Source organism: Lacinutrix sp. YIN62, from assembly GCF_057219185.1.
Genome location: NZ_JBXVVH010000005.1, coordinates 59,609 through 79,102 on the forward strand (window position 1 = coordinate 59,609; position 19,494 = coordinate 79,102).

Annotated in this window: 19 protein-coding genes; 3 read left to right on the forward strand and 16 right to left on the reverse strand. The window is 30.6% G+C overall.

What is annotated here, in order from left to right:
- Positions 1-16: 16 nt before the first annotated feature.
- Positions 17-625 carry a DUF4254 domain-containing protein gene (locus AC2D8I_RS04675; protein WP_484704832.1) on the reverse strand — a complete coding sequence of 203 codons (609 nt, stop codon included), beginning with the start codon at positions 623-625 and terminating at the stop codon, positions 17-19.
- A gap of 156 nt (positions 626-781) precedes the next feature.
- Here AC2D8I_RS04675 and upp point away from each other — a divergent pair, with 156 nt between their 5' ends.
- Entirely contained in the window at positions 782-1,441 is a 660-nt protein-coding gene (gene upp, locus AC2D8I_RS04680) for a uracil phosphoribosyltransferase (protein ID WP_484704833.1), read from the forward strand.
- Here upp and AC2D8I_RS04685 read toward each other — a convergent pair.
- Positions 1,430-2,353, reverse strand: a complete 924-nt coding sequence (locus AC2D8I_RS04685; RefSeq protein WP_484704834.1) for a DUF6427 family protein — start codon at positions 2,351-2,353, stop codon at positions 1,430-1,432. The genes upp and AC2D8I_RS04685 overlap by 12 nt on opposite strands.
- Before the next feature lie 38 nt (positions 2,354-2,391).
- On the opposite strand from AC2D8I_RS04685, the gene AC2D8I_RS04690 reads away from it, so the two are divergent.
- Positions 2,392-2,619, forward strand: coding sequence for a DUF6341 family protein (locus tag AC2D8I_RS04690; RefSeq protein ID WP_484704835.1), 228 nt, complete (start codon positions 2,392-2,394; stop codon positions 2,617-2,619).
- Positions 2,620-2,629: 10 nt separating this feature from the next.
- Here the strand turns inward: AC2D8I_RS04690 and purD are convergent, their stop codons facing one another.
- Entirely contained in the window at positions 2,630-3,901 is a 1,272-nt protein-coding gene (gene purD, locus AC2D8I_RS04695; RefSeq protein ID WP_484704836.1) for a phosphoribosylamine--glycine ligase, read from the reverse strand.
- 65 nt (positions 3,902-3,966) lie between these two features.
- On the opposite strand from purD, the gene AC2D8I_RS04700 reads away from it, so the two are divergent.
- A complete protein-coding gene (locus tag AC2D8I_RS04700; RefSeq protein ID WP_484704837.1) occupies positions 3,967-5,274 on the forward strand; it encodes a phenylacetate--CoA ligase family protein in 1,308 nt (435 codons plus the stop codon).
- On the opposite strand, the gene AC2D8I_RS04705 is transcribed toward AC2D8I_RS04700, so the two are convergent.
- The 13 genes from AC2D8I_RS04705 to AC2D8I_RS04765 all read right to left on the reverse strand — a co-directional run bounded on the left by AC2D8I_RS04705 (position 5,258) and on the right by AC2D8I_RS04765 (position 19,464).
- Positions 5,258-6,037, reverse strand: coding sequence for a glycosyltransferase family 2 protein (locus AC2D8I_RS04705; RefSeq protein WP_484704838.1), 780 nt, complete (start codon positions 6,035-6,037; stop codon positions 5,258-5,260). The two genes, AC2D8I_RS04700 and AC2D8I_RS04705, sit on opposite strands and share 17 nt — an antisense overlap.
- Before the next feature lie 10 nt (positions 6,038-6,047).
- On the reverse strand, positions 6,048-7,457 hold the full coding sequence (locus AC2D8I_RS04710) for an exopolysaccharide biosynthesis polyprenyl glycosylphosphotransferase (RefSeq protein ID WP_484704839.1): 1,410 nt from the start codon (positions 7,455-7,457) through the stop codon (positions 6,048-6,050).
- A 3-nt stretch (positions 7,458-7,460) separates the two neighbouring features.
- Positions 7,461-8,453 (reverse strand): UDP-glucuronic acid decarboxylase family protein, encoded by a 993-nt coding sequence (locus AC2D8I_RS04715; RefSeq protein WP_484704840.1) that lies wholly within the window; start codon positions 8,451-8,453, stop codon positions 7,461-7,463.
- Complete coding sequence (locus AC2D8I_RS04720; protein WP_484704841.1) at positions 8,453-9,751, reverse strand: UDP-glucose dehydrogenase family protein; 1,299 nt, start codon at positions 9,749-9,751, stop codon at positions 8,453-8,455. The genes AC2D8I_RS04715 and AC2D8I_RS04720 overlap by 1 nt, the downstream gene beginning before the upstream one ends.
- 53 nt (positions 9,752-9,804) lie before the next feature.
- A complete protein-coding gene (locus AC2D8I_RS04725; RefSeq protein WP_484704842.1) occupies positions 9,805-11,778 on the reverse strand; it encodes a polysaccharide biosynthesis protein in 1,974 nt (657 codons plus the stop codon).
- An 82-nt stretch (positions 11,779-11,860) separates the two neighbouring features.
- Complete coding sequence (locus tag AC2D8I_RS04730; RefSeq protein ID WP_484704843.1) at positions 11,861-12,988, reverse strand: DegT/DnrJ/EryC1/StrS family aminotransferase; 1,128 nt, start codon at positions 12,986-12,988, stop codon at positions 11,861-11,863.
- 8 nt (positions 12,989-12,996) lie between these two features.
- Positions 12,997-13,596: a sugar transferase gene (locus AC2D8I_RS04735; protein ID WP_484704844.1), complete on the reverse strand. Its 600-nt coding sequence runs from the start codon at positions 13,594-13,596 to the stop codon at positions 12,997-12,999.
- Positions 13,597-13,614: 18 nt separating this feature from the next.
- Positions 13,615-14,217, reverse strand: coding sequence for an acetyltransferase (locus AC2D8I_RS04740; protein WP_484704845.1), 603 nt, complete (start codon positions 14,215-14,217; stop codon positions 13,615-13,617).
- 10 nt (positions 14,218-14,227) lie between these two features.
- Positions 14,228-14,968, reverse strand: coding sequence for an aldo/keto reductase (locus tag AC2D8I_RS04745; protein WP_484704846.1), 741 nt, complete (start codon positions 14,966-14,968; stop codon positions 14,228-14,230).
- Positions 14,956-15,732, reverse strand: a complete 777-nt coding sequence (locus AC2D8I_RS04750) for a TauD/TfdA family dioxygenase (protein ID WP_484704847.1) — start codon at positions 15,730-15,732, stop codon at positions 14,956-14,958. The genes AC2D8I_RS04745 and AC2D8I_RS04750 overlap by 13 nt, the downstream gene beginning before the upstream one ends.
- Before the next feature lie 5 nt (positions 15,733-15,737).
- A complete protein-coding gene (locus AC2D8I_RS04755; RefSeq protein WP_484704848.1) occupies positions 15,738-16,343 on the reverse strand; it encodes a sugar transferase in 606 nt (201 codons plus the stop codon).
- A 1-nt stretch (position 16,344) separates the two neighbouring features.
- Entirely contained in the window at positions 16,345-17,589 is a 1,245-nt protein-coding gene (locus tag AC2D8I_RS04760) for a glycosyltransferase family 4 protein (RefSeq protein WP_484704849.1), read from the reverse strand.
- Positions 17,590-17,592: 3 nt separating this feature from the next.
- A complete protein-coding gene (locus AC2D8I_RS04765) occupies positions 17,593-19,464 on the reverse strand; it encodes an alginate lyase family protein (protein WP_484704850.1) in 1,872 nt (623 codons plus the stop codon).
- Between the last annotated feature and the right edge of the window lie 30 nt (positions 19,465-19,494).

The following is a 19,494-nucleotide window of genomic DNA, read 5'->3' on the forward strand; positions in this document are numbered from 1 at the left end:
TCAAACTATTCAGGCCTTATTTTTGCCCTCTCAAAACGGGATTAAGCTCATCGTCATTATACATTTTCATTTGCTTATATACTTTCATATACTTATCTCCATTTTCAATATCTACTATCATATCATCTATAGCAGTACTTAAATCTACCCGCTGTTCTAATAACACTTCTAATTTCTTTTGGCAGGCTGCTATATGACTTTCTGAAGCATCCTTTCTCTCAACTTCTTCATTCATATGATAAATTTTCAATGCCAATATAGATAACCTATCTATGGCCCATGCTGGACTTTCAGAATTTAATTTTGCAGATTCTTTTGGTGTTACATTAGCGTATTTACTTAAGAAATAACTATCTATATATTCTACCATATCTGTCCTATCTTGATTTGAAGCATCAATCTTACGCTTTAAAGTCAAAGCTGCCACAGGATCTATTTGAGGGTCTCTAATAATATCTTCAAAATGCCACTGTACTGTATCTATCCAACATTTACGATATAACAAATGTTCAATCAAATTCTCTTTTTCATCATACACATTAGTAAATTCTTGATCTACGGTATTTATAACGTGGTAAGTATTTATAACCTCTTGAAAAATACTATTAGCTTTACTTGTAAACATATTATATCATTTTAAAGCACAAAACTACGTAAATTATATAAGAATCCTTAGAAAATGAAAATTCTAGTTTCTTTTTATCATTCGTAAAATTTAAAGTCAAAAATTACAACTGTAATACTAAATAATTAACTTTAGCCTCAAAAAAGCTTACTTACTATGAAAATTCATAACCTTTCCTCTCAGCATTCTATTTTAAATACTTTTATATCTGAAATTAGGGCTGTTGATATACAAACAGATCGTATGCGATTTAGACGTAATATAGAGCGCATTGGTGAAGTTTTAGGATATGAAATGAGTAAAACCTTTAGCTATGAAGAAAAGAAAATACAAACACCTTTAGCTGAAACTTTAATAAGCGTTCCTAAAAACGATGTTGTGCTTTGCTCTATTTTACGCGCTGGTATACCACTACACAATGGCTTGTTAAACTATTTAGATAAATCGGAAAATGCTTTTATTTCGGCTTATAGACACCACAAAGGCAATCCTGAAGTTTTTGAAATTATAGTTGAGTATTTGGCCTGCCCAAGCCTTGAAGGAAAAACATTAGTTTTAGCCGATCCTATGGTGGCAAGCGGACAATCTTTGGTAGCGACTTATGAAGCATTAAAACCTTATGGCAAGCCTAAAGAAATCCATTTGGCAGCTGTTATTGGCGCTAAAGCAGGTTTAGAATTCATTAAAGACAAATTCCCTAAGGATACACATTTATGGATTGCAGCTATAGATAATAAATTAAATAATAAAGGGTATATAATTCCAGGCTTGGGAGATGCTGGGGATTTAGCCTTTGGTGAAAAGCTACAGCATTAATAATATAAAAGGAAGCACAACCAAGACCAAGACAAACAACTCTTTAAACCACTTAATTTTAATGGTTTCCACATAATTTGTTATTATAATAGATAAAGGTGCAAATAAAAACAAAAATGCGCTTCCGTCTTTTTTAGGAGATAGAATCAATATAACAACAGCAAAAATAAAGCTTGCAAAAATAATTTTATAACCAGGTCTAATGGCTTTTTTTTTCTTTTTAATGGACTTTAAATAAAAGATAGAAGACCATATACCAAAGAAAAATAACGTCATTATTGCTACTATAAATTGAAACGTATTATACTTATTCAAATTTAAATCTATTGTTGGAAACAATGATCTAATAGAAAGAACAGTATCGTTAAAAAGGATAAAACATGCCACTGTAATTATTACGACAGTAAAAAAGCCCAAAAGAGGAATAAACCAGTTTTTTATTTTATTTCTAGAATAAAAAAATAAAGAAATAAATATAACACCAAAGAAAAGAAATGACCAAGCATTTACTATTCCTGCTATGGTTAGCAGAACCGATGCATCGAAAATTTTTTTTATAAACCCTTTCTGAGTTCTTAAACTCAACAATCTTCTTAAAGCCAGTAATACAAACACATTAGATATTACTGTTTTTATATCCAAAAATACGGTAGGCATCACCAAAAAAAACAAACTAAAAAACAACACTTCATAATTACTCTTTTGAGAGAGATAATTTTTGCTAACAATAAAATCGGTTAGGAGTACTGAGAGATAGCTTAAAAAAAATACAAGGTTTAATTTTACAATATATAGTGCAGACATGTCATTTTCATTGTACTTAAAAATAGCAGCAAAGATGGCTAGTAGTAATACGAAGAAAACTATTAAAAAATTAATTGATTTAGATTTACTAAAAATACTTGTAATCATTATCTGTTTTTGTATTTTTGCTCTATAAATATACTATTATGAAAGATTTATTCTACGCAATTCAAGACTTATTTGTAAATGTATTGTTTGCACCTTTAGATGCTTTAAGAAGTTTAGAGTTGGAAAGTTGGTTTGCTGCTAATTTTTTAAACTGGTTTTTTATGGCCATTTGTGCTGCTGCTATCGTATATTGGATGCTTCAATTAAAGAAATATAGTGACAATAAAGAAGAAGATAAAAGTGTGTCTTCACACTCTTATCTTTAATCGATATATTTTATAAATCGAAACCAATATCTTTTCGATAATTCATCTTATCAAAATGTAGTTTTTCTATATTTTGATAAGATTTTTTTATAGCTTCTTGATACGTTTTTCCGTAACTAGTCACTGCCATTACGCGCCCTCCAGAAGTAACTACTTTATCGTCTTTTTTAGTTGCTCCCGCATGAAAAACTATAGCATCTTTAATACACTCTAATCCAGAGATCTCCTGCCCTTTTTCATAAGCTTCAGGATAGCCTCCAGAAACTAACATTACCGTAGTTGCAGCACGCTCGTCAATTTCTATATTTATGGTATTTAATGTTTGATTTGCTACCGCTTGAAAAACTTCGACTAAATCATTTTTTAAACGCGGCAATACGACTTCAGTTTCAGGATCTCCTAAACGGACATTATATTCTATTACAAAAGGATCTTCCCCTACTTTAATTAACCCTATAAATACAAAGCCCTTATATGGCAACTTATCTTTTTCTAATCCCTTAATTGTTGGTATTACAATACGCTCTTTAATTTTAGACATAAAAGCTGCGTCTGCAAATGGCACTGGTGAAATAGCCCCCATGCCGCCTGTATTTAAACCTGTATCGCCTTCTCCGATACGTTTATAATCTTTTGCTGTAGGTAATATCTTATAATTCTTACCATCTGTTAATACAAAACAGCTTAATTCTATCCCGTCTAAAAATTCTTCGACAACGACTTTAGTACTTGCTGATCCAAATTTTTTATCGATTAACATCGCTTTTAATTCTGCCTTTGCTTCACTAATATCATTAAGTATAACAACTCCTTTTCCTGCTGCCAATCCATCTGCTTTAAGCACATATGGCGGTTTTAATGTTTCTAAAAAGGCATAACCTTGTGCTACCGTACTACTATTAAAACTTTGGTAAGCAGCTGTAGGGATATTATGTCGATACAAAAACTCTTTTGCAAACTCTTTACTCCCTTCTAGTTCTGCAGCCGCTTTTTGTGGTCCTATAACAGCAATATGCTTTAACGCATTATCATTTAAAAAGAAATCATGTATCCCTTGTACTAGTGGATCTTCTGGACCAACAACGACCATATTAATTTGGTTTTCTAAAACTAGTGTTTTTATAGCTTCAAAATCGGTTACTTTAATATTAATATTATTTGCAATTTCGGCTGTACCAGAATTTCCTGGTGCGACAAATAATTGCTTACATTTTGGACTTTGGGCTAATTTCCAAGTTATTGTATGTTCTCTTCCGCCAGAACCAAGTATTAAAATAGTCATAGTTTGTTGTTGTTTGCGCAAAAATAATTATTTACTTTACATTATCATATTTATCCGTTTTTCTTTTGAATTTATTTAACCTTTCGCTTCGACTTAATGGCTTTCCTATTAAAAAAGCCTCACTTACTTATAAGGCTATTAAAGCACTAAATGATAAGGATTTCAACACCTATTTTTACAAACAGCGCGAAGCTATTGTAAACCATCATTTGCAGCATAATATGTTTTACAAAAGACTAGCTTCTCATACAAATGTAAAGGATTGGAATAGCATTCCTGTTATTACCAAATTAGACTTACAACAGCCTATATCACAAAGATTATCCCAAGGATATACCATTAAAGATTGCCATATTCATAAAACTTCTGGTTCTTCTGGAACACCTTTTATTTTTGCTAAAGACAAATACTGCCATGCTATTACCTGGGCTGGTTTTATAGATAAGTATAATTGGTACGGCTTAAGTTTTAATCGATCTAAACAAGCGCGTTTTTATGGCATCCCTTTAAATAAAACGGGATATTATAAAGAGCGTTTAAAAGATATATTAAGTCTTCGTTACAGGTTTTCCGTTTTTGATTTAAGCGATAAACAACTCGAAAAAAACTTAGCAAAGTTCAAATCAACTGCTTTCCATTATATTAATGGCTATACTAGCTCCATTGTACAATTTGCTAAATTCTTACAAAGGAAACAGATCGTATTAAAAAATGTTTGCCCCAGTTTAAAGGTTTGTATCGTGACTTCGGAAATGCTTTTTGAAAACGACAAAAAATGCATAGAAAAACAGTTTGGTATTCCTGTTGTAAATGAATATGGAGCTGCAGAATTAGGTTTAATTGCATTCCAAAATACAAGTGATGAATGGGTTGTTAATAGTGAGGATTTATTTATTGAAATCCTTGATGCTGAAAATAATCCGCTACCTTATGGAGAGGAAGGCAAAATTGTTATCACTTCGCTTTACAACAAAGCACATCCATTTATTCGTTACGAATTAGGAGATATAGGGATACTATCAAAACAAAGCACACTTAGGAAGCCTATTCTTAAAAAATTGGTTGGGAGAACAAATGATATCGTAATTCTACCAAGCGGAAAACGCGCTGCTGGGTTAACTTTTTATTATATAACAAAAACCATTATTGAGGATGATGGCAATGTAAAAGAGTTTATTATAGAACAGTTAAAAAAAGACTCCTTTAAAATAAGTTATGTGAGTAAATACGTGCTTTCTAAAACTAAAGTAGCACAAATAGAAGCTGCCATAACGAAATACTTAGAGCCAAATTTAAATATTATTTTAGAACAAAAATCTGTTTTAAAAAGAGCTAAAAGCGGGAAATTGAAACAGTTTATTTCTCGGTTATAGTAATAATTTGCTTAGATTTTATAAAAAAATGCTCTTTTAAGAATACTATCATACTGTATATTGATTTAATTACAGAAAAACCTAGACCCGTTTTATAAACAGCATAATTATATTTTATCAAGTTAAGTTTATTTGAAGACATCGAGCCTTTTCGAACACGATAATACGCTAAGGATGCCTGTATACTCATAGCTGGTTTTCCTGATGTTTTAATGGCCTGTAACCATAGTAACCAATCTTGACGTTTACGAAGATTAGGTGACGTTATTTTACCTAATACTTTGGCATTATATATCCCTGTAAGATTTCCTATATAATTCCCTTTTAAATACTTTTTATAACTTAATATAGGCAATGCCTTTATTAATTTATTTAGAGGCTGTCCTGCTTCATCTATTTGCTCATAACTACTAAAGCAAACATCACAATTTTCGGACTCCATAAAGGCTATTTGTGTTTTAAGTTTTTCTGGCTTCCATAAATCGTCTGCATCAAGAAAGGCAATATAATCCCCATTTGCAACACCTATCCCTCTATTTCTAGAAATTGCTGCACCAGAATTGGTTTTATTTATTAGTAGTTTGATTTTAGAGTTTTGGGATATAAATTCTTTAACAATATTTATTGTTCCATCTGTAGACTTGTCGTCTATAAGTATTAATTCCCAATTAGAATATGTTTGCTTTAAAACGCTTTTTATAGCCTCTGTTATATAAGCTTCAGAGTTAAACATTGGCGTTATAATAGAGACTAATTTATTCATCTTTTATTTATTAATAGGCTTCGTCTTGAACCCAAAAAATATAAACTATCGTTTGTAATATAATTTTCACATCTAGTAAGAGCGACCAGTTTTCAATATAAAAAATATCGTACTTAATACGATTAATAATATCTTCATCGGATTTAACTTCTCCTCGACATCCTTTTATTTGAGCTAAACCAGAAATACCTGGTTTTACATTGTGCCTAAAAATAAAACTGTACTTGTCTATTTTCTTTGAATAATCTTCAGTATAAGTTAACATATGGGGCCTAGGACCTACAACGGACATGTCTCCCATTAAAACATTAATAAACTGAGGTAATTCGTCTATACTTGTTTTTCTTAAAAACCGCCCTACTTTAGTAACTCGTGTATCGTTTTGCTTAACATACGTTCCCTTTACTTCTCCTAACGTTCTAAGGGACCTAAATTTATAACAATTAAACTCTTTGTAATTAATACCATTTCTTTTATGTTTATAAAGTAAGGGGCCTTTGGATTCTAATTTTATTAAAATAAAAAGAATAACAGATACCCAGGATAAAACAAAAACAATTATAACTATAGAAAACACAATATCAAAAGCACGCTTAATCATTTTATTAACGCCATTATTTAACGCTACTTCTTGAATAGATTGTACGGGTAGATAATTATAAAAATCTGTTTTAATTCGCTTTGAAAATAGCCGTTTAGTATTTTGAATAAACTTAATGTTACAGTGATTAATGTTAGCATACTTAACAAAATCACTCACTTGTTTTTCCGTCAATTCATCGATGGCACAATAAATCTCATCAATACTGGGATTTTCTTTTAAAAAAATAAAACTTTCGGCAATAGTCCCCGTATAATCTTGGTTTAAAGTGTCACTAAATACCCCCAATAGGTTATAGCCTAATTCTTTTCTTTTAGTAAAAAGAGATTGCAGTTCTTTTGCGCCCTCACTTTTTCCTACAATAATAACTCGGCGGACATTTCCTTGTAAAAAAGAACGATAGGTTTTTAAAGCATAATAACTCAATAATTTAATAAGACTAATAATTGCAAACGATAGCAGTAAGTACTTAAAAACCTTAAGAGATTCTATATTTACACTTCTAAAAACCCCAATAAATGCTAAAAAAATAATACTATAAACAAACAATTGTTTTATTAGCAAGGCAATTATATCTAATACAGAAGTATAGCGGTAAACTTTATAAAAACTTAACAAATGGGTAGATAAACCCCATAATGCTATGGAATATATTAAATAAAATAAGTGTTTATTGTTGAAAAAATTATTAGAGAATAAGTATATTTTTTCTTCATTAAAGTTGAAAAAATAAAACGCTAAGGCATTAATGATTAGTATATCAAAAATGATAAGAAATGGTCTCAATAACCATGAATACCTTCCGCGTTTATATTCCATAAGCTATTTGGTATTGTAGCTTGAAAAATCTTTATGTTCACTTTTATATAGCTCGGCTTCATTTAGCCCTTTAAAGTAGTTGTAAGTAATACGCATACCTTCAGCTCTATTAATTTTAGGTTCCCAATTTAATATTTTTTTCGCTAATGATATGTCTGGTTGTCTTTGCATCGGATCATCTACTGGTAAATCTTTATAGATAACCTTTTGAGAGGTATTGGTTAACCTTATAATTTCTTCAGCAAAATCTTTAATTGTTATTTCATTAGGGTTACCAATGTTAACTGGATTCGTATAATCACTTAATAACAGTCTATATATGCCTTCTACTTGATCGTCTACATAACAAAAGGATCGTGTTTGCATGCCATCTCCAAAAACAGTTAAATCTTCTCCTCGAAGCGCTTGCCCCATAAAAGCAGGGATTACCCGACCATCATTAAGTCGCATTCTTGGTCCATAAGTGTTAAAAATCCTTACAATTCGAGTCTCTAATCCATGAAAACGATGGTATGCCATTGTTATAGATTCTTGAAATCGTTTAGCTTCATCATATACCCCTCTAGGACCTATGGTATTAACATTCCCATAATATTCTTCCGCTTGTGGGTGAACTAAGGGATCTCCATAAACCTCTGATGTTGAAGCTATAAGCAATCTCGAATTCTTTGCCTTTGCTAAACCTAATAAATTGTGCGTTCCTAATGAGCCTACTTTTAAGGTTTGAATAGGGATTTTAAGATAGTCTATTGGACTTGCAGGGGATGCAAAATGCAATATATAATCAAGTGCTCCTTCTATTTCAATAAATTCGGTTACATCATGTTTTATAAAGCTAAAATTAGGATGTTCTAAGAGGTGACTGATATTTTTTTTATCACCTGTTATAAAATTATCCATGCCTATAACGGCGTAATTTTCTTTTATAAAACGATCACATAAATGCGACCCTAAGAAGCCTGCAGCTCCTGTAATTAAAACTTTTTTAAGACTCATTACCTACCTATTGAAACGTATTTGAACCCTTCATTTTCAACATCCTTAACGTCATAAAGATTTCGTCCATCAAAAATAACATTAGCATTCATTAACGTCTTTATTTTATCAAAATTAGGCGTTCTAAAAATGCTCCATTCTGTACATATAATTAACGCATCTGCTTTTTCTAAAGCAGCATACATATTTTTAGCAAAAGTTATTCTATCTTCTAATTTTCGCTCAACATTTGGCATTGCTTCTGGATCAAATGCCGTTATATTACAACCCGATTTTAATAAACTATCTATAATATCTAAAGCCGGAGCTTCTCTAATGTCATCAGTTTCGGGTTTAAAAGCCAACCCCCAAATAGCTATATTTTTACCTTTTAATTCGTTATTAAAATGCGTTTCTATTTTTGGCACTAAAACTAGTTTTTGTTTAGCATTTACTGAAATAACCGCATCTAGTATTCTAAAATTATAATCGCTGTCTTTTCCTGACTTGTGCAATGCTTTTACATCTTTAGGAAAACAAGATCCACCATAGCCTATACCTGGAAATAAAAACCGTTTGCCTATACGAGAATCTGTCCCCATTCCTATTCTTACTTTATCAACGTCTGCACCAACTTTTTCACAAAAGTTTGCGATCTCATTCATAAATGTAATTTTTGCTGCTAAAAATGAATTTGAGGCATACTTTGTTAGCTCCGCTGATTTTTCATCCATTACAATAATTGGATTACCAGACCTTACATATGGCTTATATAGTTTTTGCATAAGCTTAGTGGCGCGTTCACTGCTTGACCCCACAACGATACGTTCTGGCTTTAAAAAGTCGTCGACAGCAAAGCCTTCCCTTAAAAATTCAGGATTAGAAACGACATCAAACGCTACAGTAGCATGCTTAGCTATTGCAGCCTTAACTTTATCTGATGTTCCTACAGGCACAGTACTTTTGTCTACTATAACTTTATAGTCGGTAATAAGTTGACCAATATCATTTGCGACGCCTAAAATATATTTTAAATCTGCTGATCCATCTTCGTCTTCAGGAGTCGGTAGGGCAAGAAATATAATGTTTCCGTGCTTAAGGCCTTCTTCTAAACTTGTAGAGAATTTTAAACGATTTGCATTAATATTTCTTTCAAACAGGACGCTTAAATGTGGTTCGTATATAGGTACTTCTCCATTTTGCATTTGCTTTACTTTATTCTCATCGATGTCTATGCATAGTACATCATTACCTGTTTCTGCCAAACACGTTCCTGTAACTAGACCTACATATCCTGTCCCTACTACTGTTATCTTCATTTATTTTTAACTTATATTTTTTTATATGCTATTTTATAAAAACACATATAACATTATTCTTTGACTTGAGCTACTTTTGTGTCTAATGTTTCAAAATCGGAATTCATACTAAGAAACTCTGGAACGATTGCTTTCATTTTACTTACAATCTCATTTTTGTTATCTCTTTTAGCAACTTCTACTAAATCAAGAATGCCATTATTAATATAATCATAGTCATAGGTTTCTATTTTTGCTATCATTATCTTATCGTTATAAGTAGGCAAAGTCTTTGATTTCTCATTCAATAACTCTTCATATAACTTTTCTCCAGGTCTAAGCCCAATAACCTTTATATCTATGTCTTTAAAAGGAATAAAACCAGCTAATCTTATTATTTTTTTAGCTAAATCTATGATTTTAACAGCTTCTCCCATATCAAAAATAAATATTTCACCTCCATTACCCATTGCGCCTGCTTCAATTACGAGCTGGCAAGCCTCTGGGATAGTCATAAAATACCTTATAATATCTGGATGTGTTATCGTAAGTGGTCCTCCTTCTTCTATTTGCTTTTTAAACAATGGCACTACTGAACCATTAGAACCTAGTACATTTCCAAACCTTGTCGTTACAAAGTTTGTTTTTGAGTTGCCATTCGTTTTTGCTTTTTCTTGAAGTGCTTGAACGTAAATTTCAGCAATACGTTTAGAAGCCCCCATGACATTACTTGGATTTACAGCTTTATCTGTTGATACCATTACAAATTTTTCTGCATTATACTTACATGCCAAATCAGCAATGGTTTTTGTCCCTAATACATTAGCAAAAATGGCTTGGGAAGGATAGTTTTCCATTAAAGGCACATGTTTATATGCTGCGGCATGATAAATTACATTTGGCCTATACTTATTAAAAACTTCATTTACTGCTTGAATATTTCTAACATCGGCAATTATGGCATCAAAAGTTAAATCTGGAAAATCATGTTTAATTTCCAATTGTATTTGATATAAAGGAGATTCTGCTTGGTCTAAAATAATAAGATGACTCGGTTTGTAATTTGCAACTTGTCTTACAATCTCACTACCTATGGAGCCCGCTCCTCCAGTGACCAAAATACATCTATTATATATTTCTTTCGCTACAAGTTTATTATCTAATCGAATCGGTTCCCTATCTAGGATATCTTCTATTTGAATATTTTGAATTTGATTAGAAAGATTCGTATTATTTTCTATATCTGATATTAAAGGCGCTCTAAAAACCTTGAAGTTATATTCTAAACAATTATCAACAATCTCAATACTTTGTTCTTTTGTTAATTTATTATCTGCCAATATGAGGGCTTGTGCGCTATAAATCCTTAATAGAACTGCTGTTTTTCTATTTAAATGAATGATTGGTAAACCAAGTATTTCTTTGCTTTTATTTTTATCCTCTCTATCTATGAATCCAATCACCCGATACCTTACTGGCTTTTCAGAACGTAATGCACTAGCGATAGCGATAGCATTTTCTCCTGTACCATAGACCAATACATTTAGCTCTGATTCTATATTATGATAATTAAAATGAATTTCGAAAATATGCTTCACTAATATTCTAAATAAAAACAAGCCACAAAAAGAAATAATAGAATAGACTAATACTTCTGACATTAAAAACAAAATCTTACCTGAAAACAGCATATAGCTATAATGAATAGCTGAAATGGTTACGAGCGTTGAAATAGTCGCTAAAAAAAACTTAACAGCATCTATTATAGTAGAATGCCTAATTAAACCGGCATATGTTCTAAATAAAATGAAGAATAAAATATTTAGTAAAATGACAATAAACTCTTGACCAGTAGGGTACGCGTATATATAGCTTATATTTTGAAGATTACCCACAATAACCTTAGTGACAATTAAAGCTAATAGAAGAATAACCGAATCAAAACACAAAATAGCCCAACGCGGTAAGTAACCTATATTTTTAAAATCTATTCTTTTACGACTAGACTCCAATACTTGCCTTAAAGCTTGTTTTATTTTTTTTAGCATTTATGTAATTAGTTATAAAAGACAAATATCTTAATTATAATTACAATATAGAAATATAACCGTAGATTACAATAATAAAATGTTATAGAACGCGATCTACAACTCTTGCGATTCTATTAAGATCTTCTTCCATTAAGTTTGACCCGCTTGGCAAACATAGTCCTGTTTTAAATAATTTTTCAGAAACACCTTTTCCATAATAAGGACTATTTTTAAAAACAGGTTGCAGATGCATCGGTTTCCATAAAGGTCTTGTTTCTATATTTTCTCTTTCCATTTCTAACCTTAATGCATCTACATTAAGCTTAGCCGTTTCATCTAAAATAACACAACTTAACCAATAGTTTGAATGATAATCTGAATTTGGTTCACTCATTACAGTTACGCCTTGTACATTTTTAAATAACCTTTTATAAAAACCATTAATAGCCCTCCTTAAGTCTATGTGTTTATCCAAAACTTCCATTTGCCCACGACCAATCCCTGCGCTAATATTACTCATACGGTAATTATATCCAATTTTTGTATGCTCATAATGAGGGGCTTGATCCCTTGCTTGAGTTGCTAAAAATATTGTATTTCTCTTTTTTTCTTCTGTATTACAAACCATAGCTCCTCCTCCTGATGTTGTAATAATTTTATTTCCATTAAAAGATAGGATAGAATACTCTCCAAACGTACTGCATTTTCGCCCTTTATAACATGAACCTAAAGCTTCTGCTGCATCTTCAATTATTGGGATACTATATTTTTTTGCTACACGCATTAGTTCATCCATTTTAGCAGGCATCCCATATAAATGAACTACGATTATAGCTTTAGGCATTTTTCCTTTATTAATTCTATCTATAATTGCAGTTTCTAAAAATTCTGGACACATATTCCATGTATCCAATTCGCTATCCACAAAAATAGGTGTTGCGCCTTGATAGATTATAGGATTTGCAGTAGCTGAAAAAGTAAAAGATTGGCACAAAACTTCATCCTTTAGTCCAACTCCTAATTGGACTAATGCTAAATGAATTGCAGCTGTTCCTGAGGATAAGCATGCTACATAAGTATTTTCACTGAGGTAATTTTCAATATCTTTTTCAAAACCATTTACATTTGGCCCTAAAGGGGCTACCCAATTAGTATCAAAAGCTTCTTTAACATATTCTTGTTCAGCTCCTCCCATATGAGGTGAGGAAAGCCATATTTTTGGATTCATAAATTACTTTAAATTACTGTTTTACATATATATATTATATCATTAATTAATGAATAATTTTTTATATATGCTTTATTAATTTCGATTTTTTTAGGCCAAATAACAGTATCATTATAGAATTTCGGGTCTTTTTGGTTTTCCAATAAATCCTCTTCATATTTAAAATAAATTGATGCTGGTCCTGTTATACCAGGTTTTATTGTTAATATTATCCTATCCTCTCCTTTTAATTTATTTGCGTAACCTTCAACATCTGGTCTTGGTCCGACAAAACTCATATTACCAATAATTACATTTATAATTTGTGGTAATTCATCTAACTTATATCTTCTAATAAATCGACCAAATTTGGTTATCCTCTTATCCTTTCTTCTCGTAATAGTTGTTTCATTTTTCTCATCAAACGATATCATTGTTCTAATTTTATAAATTTTAAAAGGTAAACCTTTAAAACCTATTCTATTTTGAGTAATTACACCTGATTTTTTGGTGTCTACAAAACTTATAATTCCCAACAAAAGAATAACCCACCAAACAAAAAAAAGCAGTAATATTGCTAAAAGAAGATCAAAATATCGTTTTCTTATTTTTTGATTTGGACTTAACACTTTAAAATATGTAATTTATTATTCGTTTATTTTAATAAATTTTGCGGGAGAACCTACAACTACTGAAAAGTCAGGAACATCATTAATTACAGTAGAGCCCGCTCCAATAATACACCATTTCCCTATTTTCACTCCTGGTATTACATTTGCTCCTAAACCAATATGTGTCCCTTCTCCTACCATTACATTTCCAGCTAACGCTACATTAGGAGAAATATGCACATAATCTTCAATTTTACAATCGTGTTCCACAACTGCTGCTGTATTTATTATACAATGACTACCAATTTTCGAATTAGGATTTATTACTGCATTTGCCATAATTACTGAACCTTTTCCTATAAAAACATTTAATTCAGAAACTACTGCTTTAAAGTGAATTACAGTTATAAAATTTGCTATTAATGATCGAGCTACTTTTTTTCTTGTTTTGTTATTTCCAATGCTAATAACAATATCTTTAATTGAATTCTCTATTGAAATGCAATTAAGTACAGGAATGTTATGCATAGTTTTTTCAGATATAAAATCGTCATAAACACCATCAATTTTATATTCTGTTGAAGACAAAATGATGTCTATAATAACTCCTGCATGCCCCCCTGCACCATATAAAAACATACGCGTTATTTTAGTTTTTAAAAGCCTCTAATTGTTCTATTGAATTAACACCTATAATTGTAGTTATAACTGTTTTATTAGTTTTAATATAATTTAAGCAACTATTAATACTCGTTTTAATATCGCCTGAACCTTTTAATAATTTCCCTGCAAAGAAAGGTCGTATTGCTATAAAAGGTTTTTTTATAGCAAATTTTGAATACTCTTGCTCTACTTTATTTAAATAAGATATAATACCATCAATTTCACTTAACTCTTCAACTGCTTCCCCAAAAGCTACTGAATATGGAAAACTAAATACAGACTTTACTTTCCCTTTTTGCTTAAGTCTTTGTAAAACCTCTTCTATTTCATCTTTAAATTTAAAGAGCGTAAGCAATCTATCTTTGTCATTAATTGGTTTAGATCTTAATAACCATTGTAAAACATCTATTCTTTCAATGTCTAAGGCTTTTAATTCTTTATCTACTCTCTCTTCTAATAATTTCGATGAAAAGACATTGTCATCAAAGTGAGGTGCAGAAAGTTTAACAATATGTTTAAGTTTATTTCCGCAATTGGACTGTTTTAAAGACCTATTATATAAATCATAAGAACTATATTCAACAGAAGAATGATGAGTATCTATACCTATAGAAAAAGCTTCTTCAATTAAATTTGTCACCTCTTTAGTTGTTAAAGATTTATCAAAAAACCGCATAGTCCCTAAAGTAATATGACTTAGATTTAAAGTGTTTTCTAGTTCTTCCACTTTAATCCAGTTTTCCAAATAAATCTATCATTTGTCTTTTCTGCTTCGTATGATGTACGACCATGTAATATTAATTCATCCCACCAAAGTACAGCTTCACCAGGGTTTAATATTACCTTTTCAACCATATGTGAATGAGCTACAAAGTTTTGAAGAAAATCGAAAAACTCTTTGTTTAACCTTTTATTTTCTTCTGTCTCCTCTTTATCTATACAATAGTAGTTATAGTTAAAATGTACTTGGCCATTAGCTTTAACATCAATTATTTTTTCCGTCCGCTCTTCTTCTGCTTTCTTATATCTAACGTCTGTTGTTTTTAAACGTTGTAATAAATCTGGAGCATTTTCTTCCATATACTTTATTAATACAGTACTATCAATAAAAGTAGTTGCTCCACCTTTTATAGCTTTATTTATACCATAAAACATCATTACATCTGCTGGGTTAGAGATATAAGACTCGTCTGTATGTAATGGTTGTGCATTTTTACTATGTCTATAAGCAGCTAAATCTGGAATATCAGCATCGTATCTAATTTCCAACCACTTCTCTTGTGTTTGCTTACCTCCTTTAGTAAAATCTTCTCCAATATTTATTGGATCTCCTAAATTATCTACAAAAACATCATAAAAAGCTCTTAAATCACCCAAATACCATTCTGGAATAACTTTAATCACCTTATGTTTCGTCAATGCCTTTTTTACTACTTTTGCAGCTTCTAGAGGGTTATCTGTTCTTAGTCTTACATCAGTTATAAATTCCATATTCTCTAATTTTTACCATTAAATTTAACCGCAGTCGCTTCTCCTGCTTGGTTAACATCAGTAGGTTTTACAATTTTTAGCAAAGTTAAAAAAAGTATTTTAATATCTAGAGAAAAGCACTGTCTATCAACATACCATATATCTAACTCAAATTTTTGTTGCCAACTTATACTATTTCTGCCATTTACTTGTGCCCAACCTGTAATTCCCGGCTTTACTTCGTGTCGTCTTTTTTGGTAGTCTGTATATATTTCTAAATACTCAGCCATAAAAGGTCTTGGCCCAACTAAACTCATTTCCCCTTTTAAAACGTTTAATAATTGAGGTAGCTCGTCTAAAGATTTACTTCTCACAAAGCCCCCTATTTTAGTTAGTCTTGAATGATCTGGCAACAATTCACCGTTAGCATCTTTTTTGTCATTCATTGTTTTAAACTTGATGACACTAAATATTTTATTATTTCTTCCGCCTCTTGTTTGTGTAAAAAAAGGTTTGCCATTATTGCTAACAAATAATAAAACAATAAGAATAATAAGAATTGGAGATACGATTAATAAAATTATTAATGCAGAAAGAAAATCTAAAGATGGTTTTATAAAAGATATATACATATTATTTATTTGATACTTTTATTATACTATCAAGGTACTTTAAAGCTAAATATTTTCTTTCAAAATGATCCTTAGCGTAGTTATATCCACTTTCTCCAAAGGATTTATAATCATTCAAATTGGCAATATAATCTTTTATTTTATTGGCAATATCTTTAGCGTTTTCTGGCTCAACACAAATGCCACATTTAGCGTCTTCTATTAATTGTTTAGACACTCCTTCAATAGCTAATAATATTGGTTTTTTACAAGACATATAATCAAAAGTCTTATTAGAGTAAATAGTTTTGAAAGTATCGACCTTTTTTAACACAGAAGCCCCCATATCTGAAGCTAAAATATATTTAAATACCTCTGTTTTTGAAACGGGGTCTCTAAAAATAACATTTTCTAATTTTCTTTTTAAAACTTCTTGCTGAAGCATTCTTTTTTCCATTCCAGAACCAATTAATTGGAATACAACATTAGTATCAGATAACAGTTCAGCAGCATTAATTATCTGAATTAAATGGTTTGCAACACCATGGGCGCCAACATAAGTGATAACAAATTTGTCTTGTAAATTTAATTTTGCTTTAAACTTATTTGCGTCGAATTTATTTTGAATACCTTCTGCTAAAGTAAAGTCCGCAGCATTAGGTATGAATATAATTTTACTTTCAGGAACGTTTTTCTTTTCTATTAAAGTATCTCTAAATGCAGGAGTCAACACATTGATGAGCTTCGCTCTTTTATAAATAAAACATTCAAACCAAAAAGCAAATTTAATAACCATTTTATTTTGTAAAACGCCGGTATCTATTGCTGATTCCGGCCATAAATCTCTAATTTCAAAAATAAAAGGTGTGCGTTTTAATACAGATAAAACATAAGCTGTGATACCTACAAAAAGAGGTGGTGAGGTTACTACTATAATATCATGCTTGCCTTTAACTTTAAATAAACCTGCATAAATGCTTGAGAATACAAACGAAAAATAAGCCCACAATCTTCCTATAAAATTAACATTATAGCTTTCAGACACGTGACATCTATAAACATCTACCCCCTTATAAAACTGCTTATCTGTGTGAAAATACCTCCCTTTATAGCGTTCATTTTTCTTTCCAGTTGCATAGTGCACCATGCCACCCAAAACACTTACTTCATATCCTTGGTTTGCCCAAACCTGAGTCATTTCATTAAAACGAGATCCTCCACCATCATTTTTTTCTAAAAATGCATGATGAATTAAAAGAATGCGCATATATTATATATCTATTTTAATTATAGTCTTAAAACTACTTTTATCGGTTGCAAAAGTAAGCCTTATAGACTTTTCTTTTACACCATAATAACCAGAAAACCATTTTTCTTCTATTAAAGGTTCTAATTTAACATTGTCTGCATTAAAAGTCTCTATAGTAATAACATCTTGAAACTCTGGGTTAATATGCCAATATTGGTATATCGTCCTATCATTAACATTTTTTAGGATATCATTAATCTCCCATAAATTTTCATCAGCTTGCTTAAAAATGCTTCTTTCATGATAAATATTATTACCTAAATTTTTAAACCCTTTTATTCTACCATAAAACTCAAAAAGCCCATCTTTATTTATCAATTTTGCTTTTACTTCTTTAACCCAATTGTACCAAATAAAACGATCGCCTTTTAACATTTGATTTTCACCTGAAACACTAACTGTATTATGGCCTTCGCATCCGTTAAAATAGTTTAAAAATTGTTTTTCTGTGTTATATTTATAGGAACCTGAGTCTCTTAGCATATTTTTACCATCTATCCAAATATCAATATGCAGATTATCCGACTGAAAGGGCCTGTCTTTATAACCTCCGCATCTTATAAACGTTTTAACATATTTATCTTGTATAATATAATAACCACCAACTTTAAAACTATTTTCTTTTTTTGGTAGAACATAATCAATTACTTCCCCACAATTTAAGCCATACCAAAATGCGCTTTCACTTTTAGCATAAGTTTTATTTACCAGCGCTAATCTTAAATCGTTTAATTGAGATTTATAATTCCTAAAATCATCACTTGTAAACTTAAAAAACAATGCTCCATCATTAGATCCATAGTTAGGAAGTTTTCCTGAAATTGGATCTAAACAGGTGTCTAAAAAATCTAATGTTCTTTCTGCTCTATCGTAAACAACAGGTTTAAACCTCTCATTATTTAATTTTGAAAGCTGTAATGCCCATGTTAATAATTGTGTAACTACACGATGGTAATTCATAGAAAATTGAAGGAATGTACCATCTTTATAAATTTGGTATTCTATCTCTTTTTCAAACCATGCCTTCCCTTTAATACTCCATTTTTTTGTTTCAGAAATAAACGGAAATAATTTAGCAGAAAGATATAAAGTAAGGGTCTCTGTAATAGCGTGGTTGTTTCTTACTGCAATTCTAGAAAAATGAATATTTTTGTATATGTGATCTAATTGCCAATAAATTGAGTTAATTATTTTCAAAAACAAAGCTTCATTTAAATCCTTTGAATCTTTATAATAATACAATGCAAATGTCCAGTTTAACAAACGTAAACTTGTTTCTTGACTACACTTGTAATTTGGCCCTTGATTTATAGGGTTCTTATCTATAAAATCTTCTATTTCACAAAAAACCAATTGTGATTGATTCTCTTCAAAATGATAATCATAACGAATAATATCGTATAAAAAAGAAAATCTCGCTTTCTCCCAAACAAATTTTATATCCCCTGCTTCTATTGAAATATCTTGAATTTCACTCCAATGTTTTGATATATCATACTTGTAATTTGTAGATGGATTAGTTACCCAATCATAATCCTTTCCCAAGTCATATTGCAGTTTGCTGAAAAATGTGAATCGTCCCTTTATAATATCATCAAATGTTGTTTTTAGCTTTTCGTCTTTTTTTTTTGGAAGATTATGTATGTTTTTTCCGTAGAAAAAAAATGAAGGCATATTACTTTTCCACTCTTCTAGAGTAATAATTTTTTTAAACTCAGGATTAGTAGGGAATGCTTTTTTTTGCCAGCCTAATTTTGTTGAAATAACATAATAGATTCTAAATAAAACATATCGCAATCCCATATTTTTAAATAGATTGAAAATTAATTTCATTTTTTGAATCATAAAAACATTTTAAATTAT

Bases quoted from the DNA above. Each gene is read 5' to 3' on its own strand.
- AC2D8I_RS04750 (WP_484704847.1), bottom strand. From the start codon at position 15,732: ATGGAATTTATAACTGATGTAAGACTAAGAACAGATAACCCTCTAGAA.
- upp (WP_484704833.1), top strand. From the start codon at position 782: ATGAAAATTCATAACCTTTCCTCTCAGCATTCTATTTTAAATACTTTT.
- AC2D8I_RS04755 (WP_484704848.1), bottom strand. From the start codon at position 16,343: ATGTATATATCTTTTATAAAACCATCTTTAGATTTTCTTTCTGCATTA.
- AC2D8I_RS04685 (WP_484704834.1), bottom strand. From the start codon at position 2,353: ATGATTACAAGTATTTTTAGTAAATCTAAATCAATTAATTTTTTAATA.
- AC2D8I_RS04715 (WP_484704840.1), bottom strand. From the start codon at position 8,453: ATGAGTCTTAAAAAAGTTTTAATTACAGGAGCTGCAGGCTTCTTAGGG.
- AC2D8I_RS04760 (WP_484704849.1), bottom strand. From the start codon at position 17,589: ATGCGCATTCTTTTAATTCATCATGCATTTTTAGAAAAAAATGATGGT.
- AC2D8I_RS04720 (WP_484704841.1), bottom strand. From the start codon at position 9,751: ATGAAGATAACAGTAGTAGGGACAGGATATGTAGGTCTAGTTACAGGA.
- AC2D8I_RS04675 (WP_484704832.1), bottom strand. From the start codon at position 625: ATGTTTACAAGTAAAGCTAATAGTATTTTTCAAGAGGTTATAAATACT.
- AC2D8I_RS04690 (WP_484704835.1), top strand. From the start codon at position 2,392: ATGAAAGATTTATTCTACGCAATTCAAGACTTATTTGTAAATGTATTG.
- AC2D8I_RS04730 (WP_484704843.1), bottom strand. From the start codon at position 12,988: ATGAATCCAAAAATATGGCTTTCCTCACCTCATATGGGAGGAGCTGAA.
- AC2D8I_RS04710 (WP_484704839.1), bottom strand. From the start codon at position 7,457: ATGGAATATAAACGCGGAAGGTATTCATGGTTATTGAGACCATTTCTT.
- AC2D8I_RS04765 (WP_484704850.1), bottom strand. From the start codon at position 19,464: ATGAAATTAATTTTCAATCTATTTAAAAATATGGGATTGCGATATGTT.
- purD (WP_484704836.1), bottom strand. From the start codon at position 3,901: ATGACTATTTTAATACTTGGTTCTGGCGGAAGAGAACATACAATAACT.
- AC2D8I_RS04705 (WP_484704838.1), bottom strand. From the start codon at position 6,037: ATGAATAAATTAGTCTCTATTATAACGCCAATGTTTAACTCTGAAGCT.
- AC2D8I_RS04740 (WP_484704845.1), bottom strand. From the start codon at position 14,217: ATGTTTTTATATGGTGCAGGGGGGCATGCAGGAGTTATTATAGACATC.
- AC2D8I_RS04725 (WP_484704842.1), bottom strand. From the start codon at position 11,778: ATGCTAAAAAAAATAAAACAAGCTTTAAGGCAAGTATTGGAGTCTAGT.